General features: G+C 46.3%; 14 protein-coding genes. 11 read left to right on the forward strand and 3 right to left on the reverse strand.

Going from position 1 to position 14,299, the window contains the following annotated elements:
• Positions 1–34: 34 nt before the first annotated feature.
• On the forward strand, positions 35–628 hold the full coding sequence (locus NSQ58_RS17335; RefSeq protein WP_028541034.1) for a TetR/AcrR family transcriptional regulator: 594 nt from the start codon (positions 35–37) through the stop codon (positions 626–628).
• A 133-nt stretch (positions 629–761) separates the two neighbouring features.
• Positions 762–1,526 (forward strand): MerR family transcriptional regulator, encoded by a 765-nt coding sequence (locus tag NSQ58_RS17340; protein WP_023986957.1) that lies wholly within the window; start codon positions 762–764, stop codon positions 1,524–1,526.
• Between the two features lie 98 nt (positions 1,527–1,624).
• On the opposite strand, the gene NSQ58_RS17345 is transcribed toward NSQ58_RS17340, so the two are convergent.
• The gene (locus NSQ58_RS17345; RefSeq protein ID WP_023986958.1) at positions 1,625–2,101 is read right to left on the reverse strand and encodes a hypothetical protein; all 477 of its coding nucleotides are present in this window, start codon (positions 2,099–2,101) and stop codon (positions 1,625–1,627) included.
• 89 nt (positions 2,102–2,190) lie between these two features.
• Positions 2,191–2,670 (reverse strand): GAF domain-containing protein, encoded by a 480-nt coding sequence (locus NSQ58_RS17350; RefSeq protein ID WP_023986959.1) that lies wholly within the window; start codon positions 2,668–2,670, stop codon positions 2,191–2,193.
• A gap of 341 nt (positions 2,671–3,011) precedes the next feature.
• Between NSQ58_RS17350 and NSQ58_RS17355 the strand changes: the two genes are divergently transcribed.
• The 8 genes from NSQ58_RS17355 (at position 3,012) to NSQ58_RS17390 (ending at position 12,732) form a co-directional block, all read left to right on the forward strand.
• Positions 3,012–3,317, forward strand: a complete 306-nt coding sequence (locus NSQ58_RS17355) for a hypothetical protein (RefSeq protein ID WP_023986960.1) — start codon at positions 3,012–3,014, stop codon at positions 3,315–3,317.
• Positions 3,318–3,534: 217 nt separating this feature from the next.
• Entirely contained in the window at positions 3,535–4,131 is a 597-nt protein-coding gene (locus tag NSQ58_RS17360) for a GNAT family N-acetyltransferase (protein WP_023986961.1), read from the forward strand.
• Positions 4,115–4,873: an energy-coupling factor transporter transmembrane component T family protein gene (locus NSQ58_RS17365; RefSeq protein WP_023986962.1), complete on the forward strand. Its 759-nt coding sequence runs from the start codon at positions 4,115–4,117 to the stop codon at positions 4,871–4,873. Before NSQ58_RS17360 ends, NSQ58_RS17365 begins: the two co-directional genes overlap by 17 nt.
• Positions 4,874–5,030: 157 nt before the next feature.
• Positions 5,031–5,618, forward strand: a complete 588-nt coding sequence (locus NSQ58_RS17370) for an ECF transporter S component (protein ID WP_023986963.1) — start codon at positions 5,031–5,033, stop codon at positions 5,616–5,618.
• A 56-nt stretch (positions 5,619–5,674) separates the two neighbouring features.
• Positions 5,675–7,234, forward strand: a complete 1,560-nt coding sequence (locus NSQ58_RS17375) for an ABC transporter ATP-binding protein (protein ID WP_341057926.1) — start codon at positions 5,675–5,677, stop codon at positions 7,232–7,234.
• A gap of 175 nt (positions 7,235–7,409) precedes the next feature.
• Positions 7,410–8,924 carry an MDR family MFS transporter gene (locus NSQ58_RS17380; RefSeq protein ID WP_023986965.1) on the forward strand — a complete coding sequence of 505 codons (1,515 nt, stop codon included), beginning with the start codon at positions 7,410–7,412 and terminating at the stop codon, positions 8,922–8,924.
• A gap of 609 nt (positions 8,925–9,533) precedes the next feature.
• Positions 9,534–11,033: a glycoside hydrolase family 68 protein gene (locus tag NSQ58_RS17385; protein WP_023986966.1), complete on the forward strand. Its 1,500-nt coding sequence runs from the start codon at positions 9,534–9,536 to the stop codon at positions 11,031–11,033.
• Between the two features lie 106 nt (positions 11,034–11,139).
• Positions 11,140–12,732: a glycoside hydrolase family 32 protein gene (locus tag NSQ58_RS17390; RefSeq protein ID WP_341057927.1), complete on the forward strand. Its 1,593-nt coding sequence runs from the start codon at positions 11,140–11,142 to the stop codon at positions 12,730–12,732.
• A gap of 175 nt (positions 12,733–12,907) precedes the next feature.
• On the opposite strand, the gene NSQ58_RS17395 is transcribed toward NSQ58_RS17390, so the two are convergent.
• A complete protein-coding gene (locus NSQ58_RS17395; protein ID WP_013369372.1) occupies positions 12,908–13,372 on the reverse strand; it encodes a MarR family winged helix-turn-helix transcriptional regulator in 465 nt (154 codons plus the stop codon).
• 290 nt (positions 13,373–13,662) lie between these two features.
• Here NSQ58_RS17395 and NSQ58_RS17400 point away from each other — a divergent pair, with 290 nt between their 5' ends.
• Positions 13,663–14,097 (forward strand): hypothetical protein, encoded by a 435-nt coding sequence (locus NSQ58_RS17400; RefSeq protein WP_023986968.1) that lies wholly within the window; start codon positions 13,663–13,665, stop codon positions 14,095–14,097.
• Positions 14,098–14,299 lie beyond the last annotated feature (202 nt).

The raw sequence follows: 14,299 nt of genomic DNA on the forward strand, positions 1-14,299 counted from the left end.
AGGAATGTTTAGAATAGAAAGGAAGAGTAGGTAAATGCCAAACCAACAATTGAGTGGACGAAAGCTGCAAAGCCTGCAGACTAAAAAAAATATATATAACAGTACATTAGAGCTAATGCATGAAAAGAGTCTGGAAAAAATTAGAATTGAGGATATCTGCCGGAGGGCCGGAGTGTCTGTGGGCTCATTTTATAATCATTTCAAGACTAAAAGTGATATTTTGGTGGAGATGTATGCACAGGCCGATGACTACTTTGAATTGAAATTTAAGAATGAACCACCTTCAGAAAGTATTGTGCAGGATATTATTCAATATTTTGAAGTTTATGCGGAATATAATCAGAATATTGGTTTAGAGACGGTGAAACAGTTATATACAACTAATAACAAGCTTTTCATTACTAAGGGTCGTGATATGCAAAATATACTTCAACAGATTATAGAGAGAGGACAAGCTGCAGGAGAGTTGGATCAAAGCATGACATCCGAAGAGATGACAGACTACTTATTTATTGCAGCTCGTGGGGTCATGTACAACTGGTGTCTTCATGATGGCGACTCGAATTTAATTGTAAATATGCGTGAATATATGAGTCGTCTGATCACGATCTTTAAACAAAAGAATTGATTGTATCCTTGTCACAGGGACGGTTCATCACACGCTTAACGGGTAAAAGTGTAGTACCAAGGTGGGCAAGTGGGGGTGTTGACTCTCACGCCACGTGAGACACTAGACTGTCAAGCAAGGGAGGTGAAGCGGAATGGCCTATACGGTAAAGGAAGTATCTAATCTGTCGGGAATCAGCGTACGAACTTTGCATTATTATGATGAAATCGGATTGCTGAAACCGCATCATATTGGAAATAATGGATATCGCTATTACGAACAGGAACAACTTTTGAGGCTTCAGCAAATCATGGTGTACAGGGAACTGGATTTGCCTTTATCTGAAATTGGAAAGGTGCTGGAGCAAACCAAGGAACAAAAAGCTGAGGTTTTACAGGAGCATCGAGCCAAGGTCGAGGCCAAAGTCTTCCGCTTGCATACTCTCCTACAGACCATCGACGAAACGGTGGCTCATTTGAAAGGGGAACAAGCAATGAAACCAGAGCACATGTACCAAGGGTTTAACCCGGAAAAGCAGGAAATGTACGAACGTGATTTGACAGACCGTTATGGTCAAGAGGCTCAGGAAACAATTCAGGAGAGCAAGACGGCGACAAAGAACTGGAGCAAAGAGGATTATTTGGATTCACAGGCAGAGGCTGATCAGATTCATCGGCAGCTGGCTGAAGCCATGAATAAAGGATTGAAGCATAATAGTGAAGAAGTACAGGCGCTGATCCGCCGTCATCTTCAATGGGTAAGCCGATTCTATACTCCTACAGCAGAAATTTATAGCGGGCTGGGAGACTTGTATGTGGAGCATGAGGATTTCAGTAAAATGTATGAAGGCTATCGCCCCGGACTAGCTGAGTATTTGCGAGACGGGATGAAGGTTCTAGCCAAACGGGAATTAAATTAACAAAGCGGGGAAGAAGGGCTGTAAAAGGTCTGAAAAAGAGGTGAACAACAAGCCAATTCCGATGGCCTGCTGTTCACCCTTTTTGTGTGTAGAGCAGTTTACATGCTGCTTTGTGTCGCTCTCATGCCTTGCTGGCTGTTGTTTCCGTACTGCTGCATGCCACTACCGCTTACATAATGCTGTCCAGTCGTCCCCATGTGTTGCGGGAAGCTGTGATTCATGTGGCTTCCTGCATTATAGGAGGATGGTTGCATACTGCGTGAGGCGTAGCTATCGCCAAATCCGGGCTGAGTCATTTGACTGCTGGAACGGATGGAGTTTTCCAACTGACTACACAGTTGAATAACTTGCTGGTACTGCTGCATAGCCTGCTGGTGATGCTGAATTGCAGTTTGGATCATTTGAGCTGCACTTCGTTCACGTTGCACCAGGCTTTCAAGACTGGATGCATTTTGTTGTTCCTGTTGCAGCAACTGCTGATACATGGCAGTTCCTTGCTGTGTTTGTTGTACCAATTGCTGCATGATTTGTTCACATTGATGAAGTTGTTGTTGTGGAGCCATGTTGTTGTACATGAATCATCAATCTCCTTCGCCGCATAATTTTGGGTTTCAGACCCTCATTTATTGTGGCGAAGGGAGACCATATATATGCACAATTTTGGTTACAAGCTAGACACCAGAATAGCCGTAAATTCCTCTAGGAATACACGATCTTCGTGATCAAAGCGGCCTTTTAGCGGGCTGTCAATGTCCAGCACTCCAATCAGTTCCCCATTCTTGACAAGGGGAATAACGATTTCACTATTGGAAGCAGCGTCACAGGCGATATGTCCTGGAAACGCATGCACATCATCTACAACAAGTGTTCGTTGTTCAGCTGCTGCGGTACCGCATACGCCACGTCCCAATGGAATCCGTATACATGCAGGTAAGCCCTGGAAAGGACCAAGTACAAGCTCAGTACCATCATAAAGATAGAAGCCGCTCCAGTTAATATCTGGAAGGAAATGACCAAGTAGTGCTGAAGCATTCGCCAGATTGGCAATGGTATTGGATTCATCATGAATAAGTGCCCGGAGTTGTCCGAGAACCGATTCGAATTGTTCATGACGTGTGCCCTCGTAAGGTATGGTTTGAAACATGTAGAGTTCACGCTCCTAACATTAAATTTTTACATTAACTGTTGTATATATCGTCAAAAATAGGTAATTATGCAATTCGCTTTTACCATTGGTTAATTAATTTAAGATATAACGATTGTATATATTCAGTCAAGTGAAAAATCACTCTGTAACCTTTTGGTATCTCCGTACTCTAACCTCTGTACAGAATCATTTTGGGAAGGGGATAAGCTATACGTTTTAGCGGGGCAAACAGTATAGAAAGTAATCCAGCAAGGGTTGCCCTCATCTGTTTCCAGCTTATCCTCTATGGGTAAAAACAGTGTAACATGGTTGGCCTAGGCCAGGGAGGAGTTGCAATTATGCATGCAGATGTTCAGAACTTGTTTATCCGTATACAGATGCTTTCTTATGCACATCAGAACGATCTCACGGTAAGAGATATTCAACCTGTGTTGGAAGAACGCGGTTACCGTGTAGGAGAACGTGAGGTCAAGCAGGAGCTTGAAAACTTGACGCAGGAAAACTTTCTGACACCGCATGATGATATGTTTAGCATTACCGGTGCAGGGATCGATGAATTACAGGAAATTCAGTCGATGCTAGGCGTACTGTACAAGGATGTTGTGAAGAAACCGACTCGCACCACTACCCGAGTCTCTTCTTAAAGGCTTAGAGGCTCGATAATTTTGATTCGGAAGACAAGCTCGCACGGTTTAATCTCTTATAATATAGAAGATGCCCTTCTAATTCCTAATCCTAGGAACAGGAGGGCTATTTATATATATAAGCTTCTCAGCTTAAATAAGGTTGTGTTTGTTGAAGGTGTATGCTTAAATGTAGCGTATATTTATTGTCATTTTAATGTTGGAAGGATGATTGAACATGTGTGCATATGCATGTAAGGGGCATATACCACCGCTGGAAAGTCCGCGTCTTCGGCTGCGAAGGATGGAAAGCGGGGATGCGGCTACGATGTTCGCTTGCTGGTCTGACCCGGAGGTTCACCGTTATATGAACCTTTCTGGTATGTCAGGACGTGAGGATGCAGAGGATATGATTGAGTTGTTGAATGAGCTGGCGAAGACGGAGGATGCGCTGCGCTGGGGAATAGAACTGAAGGAGAATGGGAAGTTGATTGGAAGCTGTGGGTTTAATTATTGGCAGACGGAGGGAGCTTATAAAGCCGAGATTGGTTATGAGATAGCCAAGCCTTATTGGCGACAGGGTTACATGACCGAGGCGCTACGCTTGGTGCTGTCATTCGGGTATAACACGATTCGGTTGAATCGGATCGAAGCGCTGGTGGACCCGCGTAATACAGGCTCGCAAGCCCTGCTGTCCTCGATGGGCTGGACACAGGAAGGACTGTTGCGGCAGGTACAGCATACATCTACAGGCTTTAAGGATATGCTGATGTATTCTTTACTGCATGAAGAATGGCTCAGACTGGAGGCACAACGAAATGCTGTTTCAGTATAACGGCGGTTCGTCGCCGCTGCACAGGCTAGGGCCGTTAAGTAAGCTAATATGGGTGGGGTGCTTTAGCCTCCTGTCGATGGCATGGGATTCGACGCTGCGGGAAGCAGCACTCTTGGCTGTACTGATTGCTGTGGCTGGCTTGGGCGCACGTTTGACCTTAGCACGCCAACTTCGGGCTATGTCGTTCCTGATTGGTTTAGGTATCCCGTATTTTATACTGTCTATCCTAGCGATTCGAGAAGGACATACCGTGGCTTCATGGGGACCCATTGTCATTACAGCAGAGGGACTGGATATCGCAGGGGCGTTAACGTTGCGGATTTTTGTGTTGTTTTTGGCATCTTATATCTATCTCTCGACGACGGATCCCCGAGATTTTGTGCAGGCATTGAATCTGCGCTTGCGTGTTCCTTATCGGTTTGCGTTCGGTATTTCAGTGGCACTGACGTTTCTCCCCTTATTGGAAGAAGAAGGGCGAACAATTATGGCAGCACGGCGTGTTCGTGGACAGGAACCACCACGAGGGTGGGGCAATCGGTTATCATGGTGGAGCGGGTATGCGGCTGCCGTGTTGGTGAATGCTGTAAGACGGGTTCAGCAGACGGCGCTGGCTATGGAGGGCAAAGGTTTCGGCGCTTATGCAGAACGGACATATCTTCGTACACTGAACAATGGGCGTGTAGGCAACTTATGTGCTGTGACTGCTGTATTAACTACGGCTGTTTTATGGTGGAGCTTATAAAGTGAAGCCTCTTATTTTTGTTCTTATTGTCAACCTGTAAAATATAATTAGGTTGACAATAAGGCTGCAAATGAATACATTTATACAGTAGCAGCTTGTACAAGGATCAGAGCTGTAATCTTATAGATTAGATAGGGAGAGGAGTCAAGAAATACATATGAAGGAATCTCGTATGTTTGCAAAGTTTACAACGCTGGATATCGTACTCATGGCGATGCTGGCCACGTTGAACGGCGTCATGACCGTGTATTTGTCGCTCATTAACAAAACATTAAACAGTCTGGGAGGGCCTATCGCAACTTCCGCTATTGTCGGGCTGTACATGATATACGGCTTGTTGGCCTATTATATTATTCGTAAGCCGGGTACGGCGGTTATTGCTTATGCATTTGGCGCGGTAGTGCAGTCTTTTATGGGCTCCGCCTATGGAATTGCTTCTATTATCGCGGCGGCTGTCTGCTATATGATTGCGGCTGAGTTGGTATTTGCCTTGTTGCGGTATCGGCGCTGGAACGCAGTTTCGCTGATGCTAGTGGGTGGGGCTATGGTTCCGCTGTGGTTTATTGTCGCAGCCAATATGTTTGGCTATATGCATTGGGGGTGGAAGGTGCTGACGATTGCACTGGTCGTTCGTATCCTGAGCGGCATTGTCCTGTGCGGTCTGCTGACGAAAGTGCTGGGCGATGCCTTAAATCGTACGGGACTGTTAAAACGGTTTGAACTGGGACGCGCTTCACGTGCATAGCCGTGGCTATGCATGTGGTTATATCTTCAACAATGGGGATCGAGGATATTTCAGTTATGATTGAACATAGCGATTATAATTCTAGCCGTAAAATAGCCGTATCCTTGAAGAATTTTGGCTATCGGTATGATGATCAGGTAGAGCCAGCGTTACATGGTCTGACACTGGACATTGCGGTGGGTGAGCATGTAGCCATTGTCGGAGCTAGTGGAAGTGGAAAGTCTACGCTATGTCAGCTGCTTCATGGTGGATTGTCCCGTTCCGGTGAGGGCGAACGGACAGGGGAGCTGACCGTGTACGGGATGGACCCCGATATCGCTGATCTGGCTACTGTCGCCACCACTGTTGGCGTCGTGCTTCAGGACCCGGATGCCCAGCTGGTGCAGGGAATCGTCGAAGATGAGATTGCTTTTGGGCCGGAGAACCTGCGCGTGCCTCCGGCAGAAATAGCGCAGCGCATTGCTACTGCGCTGGAAGCCGTCGGCCTAGCTCCCGAGCGCGACTCCTTCGTGCGGCGCCTCTCGGGAGGCCAGCGCCAACGCACCGCGATTGCTGCGGTACTGGCGTTGGAAGCGCCGCTGGTCGTGTTCGACGACGCAGCTGCGCAGTTGGACCCGCCGGCTGTATGCGACTTCGTAGAGTTATGTCGGCGGCTCCATGCGGCAGGCCGGACGGTGGTTACCGCGTCCGGCCGCATAGACGATGGCGTGCGGGCAGCGCAGCGCGTCATCGTCTTGAAGGGCGGGACCGTACAACTACAGGGTCCGCCCGAAACGCTGCTGCGCGAGCATGGTGCGCAGCTGGTCGCCTTGGGGCTGCTCCCCTCTCCCGCAGGGAGGGGAGACATGCCGGGTGAGCCGGAGGTGAATCCCGGCTCAGCGGCAGACCGCGCTGGGCAGCCATTGTTGGAGGTGAAGGGATTGACCTTCACCTATCCCGGTAGCCAGCGGGCAGCGCTAAAGGGCGTGAGCCTAGCTCTTGCGCCCGGTGAACGAGCCGTGTTGCTGGGTGAGAACGGCTCGGGTAAAACCACGCTCGGCAAGTTGCTCATGGGCCTGCTCCCAGCACCGAAGGGGTGCATGCGGTGGGAGGGGCAGGATATGGCGAAGCTGCCAATTCACCAGTTGGCTGCCGGAATCGGCTATGTGTTCCAGCAGCCAGAGCATCAGTTTGCAGCTGCAACGGTATGGGAGGAGTGCTTGTACAGCGTGCGCGCCAAGCTTGGTTTACGGACCGGGGAGCCAGTTCCCGCCGCATATGTGGAACGGGCGCAGCGCTTACTGGCCGCCGCCAGGCTGGAGCACAGACTGGATGCCTCCCCGTACCTACTAAGTGGAGGCGAAAAAAGACTGTTGAGCGTTGCGGCACAGTTCATCTTGCCCAAAAAGCTATACATTCTGGATGAGCCTACCGCAGGAACGGATTACGAAGGGGCGAGAATTCTGCTCCGTATGTGCACAGAGCAGTCTGCCGAAGGTGCGGCTTTTCTGGTCATCACCCACGATATGCAGGTGGCTGAAAGCTTTGCCAGCGATGTTCTGTGCATGGAAGAGGGTCATCTCTATAAAGTGGAAAATAGTGAGATTTATCATACGATTACAGTTGACAAAAATTAACGACATGTAGACAATAATATATATACATCGTACAAAACAGGCGGCCTATATAGGCCGCCTGTTTACGATTATGCAGTGCGGGTAATAAACCAATCTGGAAAGGCAAACCGCGCACAGATACAACACAGTTTTTATAAGGGAAGGATTTGTGATTTGCTTGGCAAACGATAAACCCATGAAGCGCGGACTCGTGCTGACAGGTGTTCTATTGGCCACTTTTCTGGCCGCAATTGAAGGAACGGTTATCGGTCCGGCGGGACCGACGATTGTTAGCGAGCTGGGCAGCGTGAATTTGCTCAGTTGGATTTTTACGGCATATTTGCTGACTATGGCTGTGACCACACCCATTTTCGGCAAGCTTAGCGATTTGTTTGGCCGAAAACCCATATTTTTAATCGGCTGTTCGTTGTTTGTACTTGGCTCTTTGCTTTGTATGCTGGCTGGTAGTATGGAGCAACTTATTATCTACCGGGCCATTCAGGGTATTGGTGCGGGTGGTGTCATTCCTGTTACTTTTACCATCATCGGTGATATCTACAAAATGGAGGAACGCGGCAAAGTCCAAGGCATGATTAGCTCCGTATGGGGGATTTCTTCCCTGATCGGGCCTCTCTTGGGTGGTTATGTGGTTACCTATTTTGGCTGGGAGTGGATTTTCGGTTTTAACGTTCCCTTTGGATTGCTGGCTATGTTCTTCATCGCCCGTTACTTGCGGGAACAGGTAAGCAAGCGTACTGCGCGTATCGACGTGCCGGGAGCGGTTACCTTTACCATCGGGATGACGGCCCTCTTGCTCGTATTGGCACTGGGCGGGCAGTATATCGGCTGGGCTTCTCCTGAATTGTTGGCCTTGGCTGCCGTAGCCATTTTGTTCCTGATTCTGTTTTTGGTTATCGAAAAACGCGCTCAGGAACCGATGGTGCCACTAAAGCTATTTCGGATACGGGATATCGCTTTTTCCTGTGCCGCAGCACTGTTAGTCAGCACCCTGCTGATCGGACTGACTAGCTATCTTCCACTATGGATTCAAGGTGTACACGGTGGAGATGCCGCTTCATCTGGTCTCGCGCTGGCTCCAATGTCCGTAGGCTGGCTATTTGGCTCCATGATCGGAGGACGCATTTTGCTGACCCTGGGCTCACGTCGAACCTCTTTGATTGGGCTGACCCTGATTGTTTTGGGGGCTTTCGTCATGACCTTGATGGGCCAAACGGCTCCGATCTGGCTGCTGTTCCTGTCTACATTGTTGTATGGACTGGGGTTTGGCTTCTCGATGACTGTGTTTACGATTATTGCCCAGTCCTCGGTCGGGTTCCAGTTGCGTGGCGCGTCTACAGCTTTGAATACATTCCTGCGCACGTTGGGGCAAACGATCGGGGTTGCAGCCTTCGGTTCATGGCTGAATTATCGCATTGCTGCCCAGACAGCAGACGGACAGCTTACACAGCAAGGGGTAACGCAGGAGGATATTAACGGTCTGCTTGCACCTCATGCTTCACAGAGTCTAAGTGACAAGGTTGCTGGATTACTTCGTTCTGTATTGGAAAACAGTCTGCATTCTCTGTTCGTTATCATGGTCGTTATTGCGGTTATTAGCTGGTTTGTCGTCCTCGGACTGCGGAACCGTCCGCCGGGCACTGAAGAAGAGGCAGATCAGCGCGTAAAGACACCACAAAGAGAACATGCATAAAAAATAATATTAATCTTTCATGATAAAGAGACAGTCCGGTACACCAAATAAGGGTCCGGGCTGTCTCTTTATGCAATGGTCTCTCCTCCTACTGATTCAGCAAAATAGCCACCTCGTATAGGACCGATAAATTCCCCAGCATACAAAAAGGAGATGAAAACCCCCTAGAGTTGCTATATATTCATAGGGTATAGGTAACAAAATGGTAAAAAAGTCTTAAGAAATTGTAACAAAAAATATGTTTCTGAATTGAGCTGTAGGGTACTAAGGAACCATTTTTTTGAACCCGCTTACAAATCGGGCTTTGTATGATTTATTTTAGAACGATTTTGCATGTGAATGAAGCAACCAACCTAGCAAAATGGGACACGGAAAAAAATCAAGTAGCAAATTTTTCTGAATGTAATAAAAATGAAAAATATAGGAATTTTCAGAAAATTACTAGGAAAATATGAGGATGAAATTCAAGAGGCACCTGTTTGCTTACCTCACATAATAGGGCTTTTCAGTCTATATCAATCGTTTGACATACCATATAAAATGGCCCTACCAACCAAAAAGTTGGGTTTCAAATCTAGAAGCATAATTAGATTAAGGGAGATGGAGTACTTGAAGTTTAACAAATGGTTCAGTAAAGCAGCCACTGCAACAGTAGCAACTACCTTGCTGTTAGGAGGCGGCGTTCAGGCTTTTGCCGAGGAAAATGATGCATCTGATCTCAAAACAGACAATGCATTTACCCAAATTACGCGTAATGACATGCTGAATATTTTCAAACAGCAAGGCAAAGAAAAATATGAGGTTCCGTCCTTCGATGCGTCTACAATTAAGAATATTCCTTCTGCTATTGGTCGCGACAGCTCAGGCAAGCTAATTGATTTCGATGTCTGGGACTCTTGGCCGTTACAAAATGCCGATGGCACAGTAGCCAATTACAAAGGGTATAATATCGTTTTTGGATTGGCAGGCGATCCTAAAAGAGGCGAGGATACATTCATATACCTGTTCTATCAAAAAGCGGGCAATACTTCACTGAGCGGCTGGAAAAATGCCGGCAGAGTATTTAAAGACAATGATAAATTGCTTGCCAACGATCCGATTCTAAAAAATCAGTCAGAAGAATGGTCAGGTTCAGCTACCTTAACCTCTGATGGACAAGTACGTTTATTTTATACCAGCAGACAGCCCTATGATCCGAATAACAAATTATACGGCAAGCAAACCTTGAGCACGGCTCAAATTAATGTCTCTCAGCCTGACGATAAGACACTGAAAGTAGATGGAGTCGAGGATTTGAAATCGATCTATGACGGTGGAGATGGGAAAACCTATCAAAATGTGCAGCAAAGCGTCGGAGTGGATATGGATAACCATACGTTTAGAGACCCTCACTATGTCGAGGATCAAGGCCACAAATATATTATATTTGAAGCCAATACAGGGACAGAGACAGGCTACCAAGGCGAAGATTCGCTTCAAAACTCAGCTTATTATGGCGGCAATAAGAAATTCTTCAGGGAAGAGCTTTCTAATCTGCAGCAAAGTCCTAAGAAAAAAGGAGCTGAGCTGGCGAACGGCGCACTGGGCATCGTTGAATTGAATGATGATTATACGTTGAAAAATGTAATGCCTCCTTTGATTGCTTCCAATCTGGTAACAGATGAAATTGAACGGGCGAATGTGTTCAAAATGAACGGTTTGTGGTATTTATTTACGAGTACGAGAGGTTCCAAGGTGACTGTAGATGCGATCGGAGACGATGATATTTACATGCTGGGTTATGTTTCTACTTCCTTGACAGGGCCTTATAAACCGTTGAATGGAACCGGTCTCGTTCTTCATCAGGATCTGGATCGTGATGATATTACCTGGACGTATGCCCATTTTGCTATCCCGCAAGGCAAAGGCAATAACGTAGTCGTTTCGAGTTATATGACTAATCGAGGGCTTTTCCCGGATCACAAATCTACTTTCGCGCCAAGCTTCCTGCTGAATATTAAAGGCTCGAAAACGTCTGTTGTGAAAAACGGTATTTTGGAGCAAGGGCAAATCACGGTTGATCCAACGAATGACAAAAAAGAATCTCCAAATGAGTATGGGAAGAAATAAGTAGGTATATGCAGTATGTCCGAAGGCGGCGGTTTGGTAGCTTACCGATCTGCCGTCCGTCGGACGATACATAACAATGCAATGAGAGGTAAGGAGGATCGTCATAATGAGAAAAAAAGCTCCCAAGAGCATTTGGATACGATCCGTTGTAATCATCACAGGCTTAACTATATTTATAGCTATGGGATGGAGTATGTACCAAAAGGATGCAGCCAAACCCCAAAAACCTGCTGCAATTCCCAAAAATCAAGCTAATCAAAGTAAGCATAAAACACCGACCTATCGGGCATCCTATCATTTTACTGTTCCGGATAAGTGGAAGAATGATCCTCAACGGCCCATTTATTTTGATGGAAAATATCATTATTACTATTTGTATAATCGTGACTATCCCAAAAAGAACGGTACAGAATGGCGACATGCCACATCAACCGACCTGGTACATTGGAAAGATGAAGGGGTGGCGATTCCCAAATATACGAACCCAAATGGAGATCCTTGGTCCGGTTCGGTCGTGATCGATGATAATAATACCGCAGGTTTTGGAAAAGGCACGCTGGTAGCCATTGTGACACAGCCCTCCGCAGATGGCGGAAAGCAGGAACAATTTTTGTGGTACAGTAAGGACAAAGGCAAGACGTTTACTTCTTACCGCAACAAGCCTGTGATGTCCAACCCAGGTACAAAGGACTTCAGAGATCCCAAAATCATCCGAGATCCTCAACGTAATCAATGGGTGATGGTCATGGCAGAGGGAACAAAGATTGGCTTTTATGAGTCTGATAATTTAAAGAATTGGCGGTATACGAGCGGCTTTCAAACGGAAAATATCGGGCTTGTGGAATGTCCTGACCTTTACCGGATGCGTGCGGATGATGGAACCTATCAATGGATTCTAGGCGTGAGCGCCAATAGCAAATCAACAGGCGGGCCCAACACGTATGCCTATTGGACGGGAGATTTTAATGGAGAAGCATTTCTCCCTGATCACAGTGAACCTGAGTGGCTGGATTATGGGTTTGACTGGTATGGTGCAGTTACGTTCGAGGAAGGAAAAGACAAAGATAAATATAGTCACCGTTATGCTCTGGCCTGGATGAACAATTGGGATTATGCCAATAACACGCCTACCCTAAAGGAAGGCTTTAATGGAATGGATTCGATTGTTCGCCAAATTCGACTGAAACATACGGCAGATGCTGGATATCGTTTGGTTTCACAGCCGGTACCCAATTTGGAGCGATTCCAAACATCCAAAAAATCATTAGGAACGATTAAAGTAGAGGGTGCTCACCGGCTTCCAGTAGCAGGCGATGCCTATCAGCTAGAGGCGGATGTATCTTGGTCCACGATTAAAAATGTAGGATTGAGGCTTCGAGAGTCGACGGATGGCAAGCGTCATGTCGATGTGGGTGTCTCAGTGGAAGGTCAATACTCTTACGTAAACAGAGCGAACACGGGGCAGCCGGATCAGAGTGGAAAATATGTAGAGAGCAAGGCGCCTTTTGATCCCGATAAGAAAAAGGTCCACCTGAACATTCTCGTCGATAAAACCAGTATTGAAGTGTTTGTCGATGGTGGAGAAGTAGCTTATTCCTCTTTAATATTTCCACGGTTAGAGGATCAGAAAATCACTCTGTTTTCCGATGGCGGTCCAGCAATTTTTAATAATGTAGTGGTCAAACATTTTAGTCGATAGCAGGTACTTATGCTGCTCGTAAGCTTGGGCATATTTCGCTCTATTCAGGTATATGAAAAGTCCACCCATGAATATAAGGGTGGACTTTTCTGTGTAAATCTAAATTTTCGTTTAGCACAGCTATAAGATTGTTCGTTTATTCACAAACGATCAGTTGCTAAAATTACTATTCGTTCTATTTGTGATAAGGTGACAGGTTATCAGCGCTACGGCCCAATTTTTTGAGCAAGCCGATGAGTTGATCTCTTTCGGTTTCACTGATTCCGCTAAAGGCACGTTCAATCTGACGTGTATAATCAGGATAAATTTCGTCCATGACACGTTGTCCTTCGTCCGTCAATTCTGCATATATAATCCGACGATCTTGGTCGCACGGGTGACGGTGCAAATAACCGCGGCTTTCCAGCTTGTCAATAACATAAGTGACATTTCCGCTTTGCAGAAGCAGCTTTGCTCCAATTTGTTGGATTGGCTGCGCGCCCTTGTGATATAAAACTTCCATCACGGCGAAGGCCGTTGGGTTGAAGCCCACCGTTTTGATGCCAGCAACCGCATGTTCGTTTACACTTTTGAATGACTTGGCAAACACGCTATACAAATGCATAGATTGCTGTGTCACCAATGTTCGGTAATCTATCATCTTCATTCCGCCTTTATGTATGGATTTGGGCATCCTTTGACCGCTCGGCTCGGATGACCGGGCAACCATACCCTTGTTACTAGCATAAAGGGATTTACGTAGCGAAAACATGCGATTTGTCACAGTAGCTGCTTTTTTAACTATTTAATTTCAAAGCTTTAAAGTAAATTTTTGAAAAATAAAGGTTTTGAATGTAAAAATACTGTTCCGGTTGGTTATATTAAAAATAACATACCTAACCTAATGAACCCCAATTAACAAAATAAGCTACTTCAGAGGAGATGAAACACATGGATACGGGTTCTTTCCGTTTTCAATTTCGTGATCCGCAGCAAGCCACCCAAGCCTGTGAAACATTAAAGGAAATTGGATACTCCGCCAGCACAAATGGTGACACAGGTCTCAGTGTTCATATTGAGAACCAGGATGTGTTGTCTGCATTGGAGATTTGCCAAGCCTATGAAGGAAGTATGATTGAGGTAGGAACTCTTTTCTCTAGACCGGATGCAATTCCCGATCTGCAAGGAAATGTCGGTGTACAAAATCCAGGTTATAGCCCGGAGGACTGGATTATCCCGGCGCACACGATCAACGAGGATTGGAGTGAAGCGTATAAAAACGGTTCCTCTCGAACGTACAGCAACACAACTGGGGAGCACAACGTCAGCTCTGATCAACAACCGGAAGACGAAGTGGATGGATTTTCTGGAAGCATCCATATTTGACCCAAATGATGACGCTATGTCGATTAGGCGGTTGTTTATGTTCCAAATGTTTTGTGAAGTAAAAAGCACCAGTAAACCTTGAGCGGGTTAGCTGGTGCTTTTTTATTGATAAAGAAGAGTCATTCATTCACATGAAATATATTGGAGAGGGCAATCTAAAGAATGGAGAGATCTGTCCCAAAATCTAGGAGTAGGGTGATTT

The organism is Paenibacillus sp. FSL M7-0134, from assembly GCF_038007865.1.
Classification (GTDB): Bacteria; Bacillota; Bacilli; order Paenibacillales; family Paenibacillaceae; genus Paenibacillus; species Paenibacillus polymyxa_B.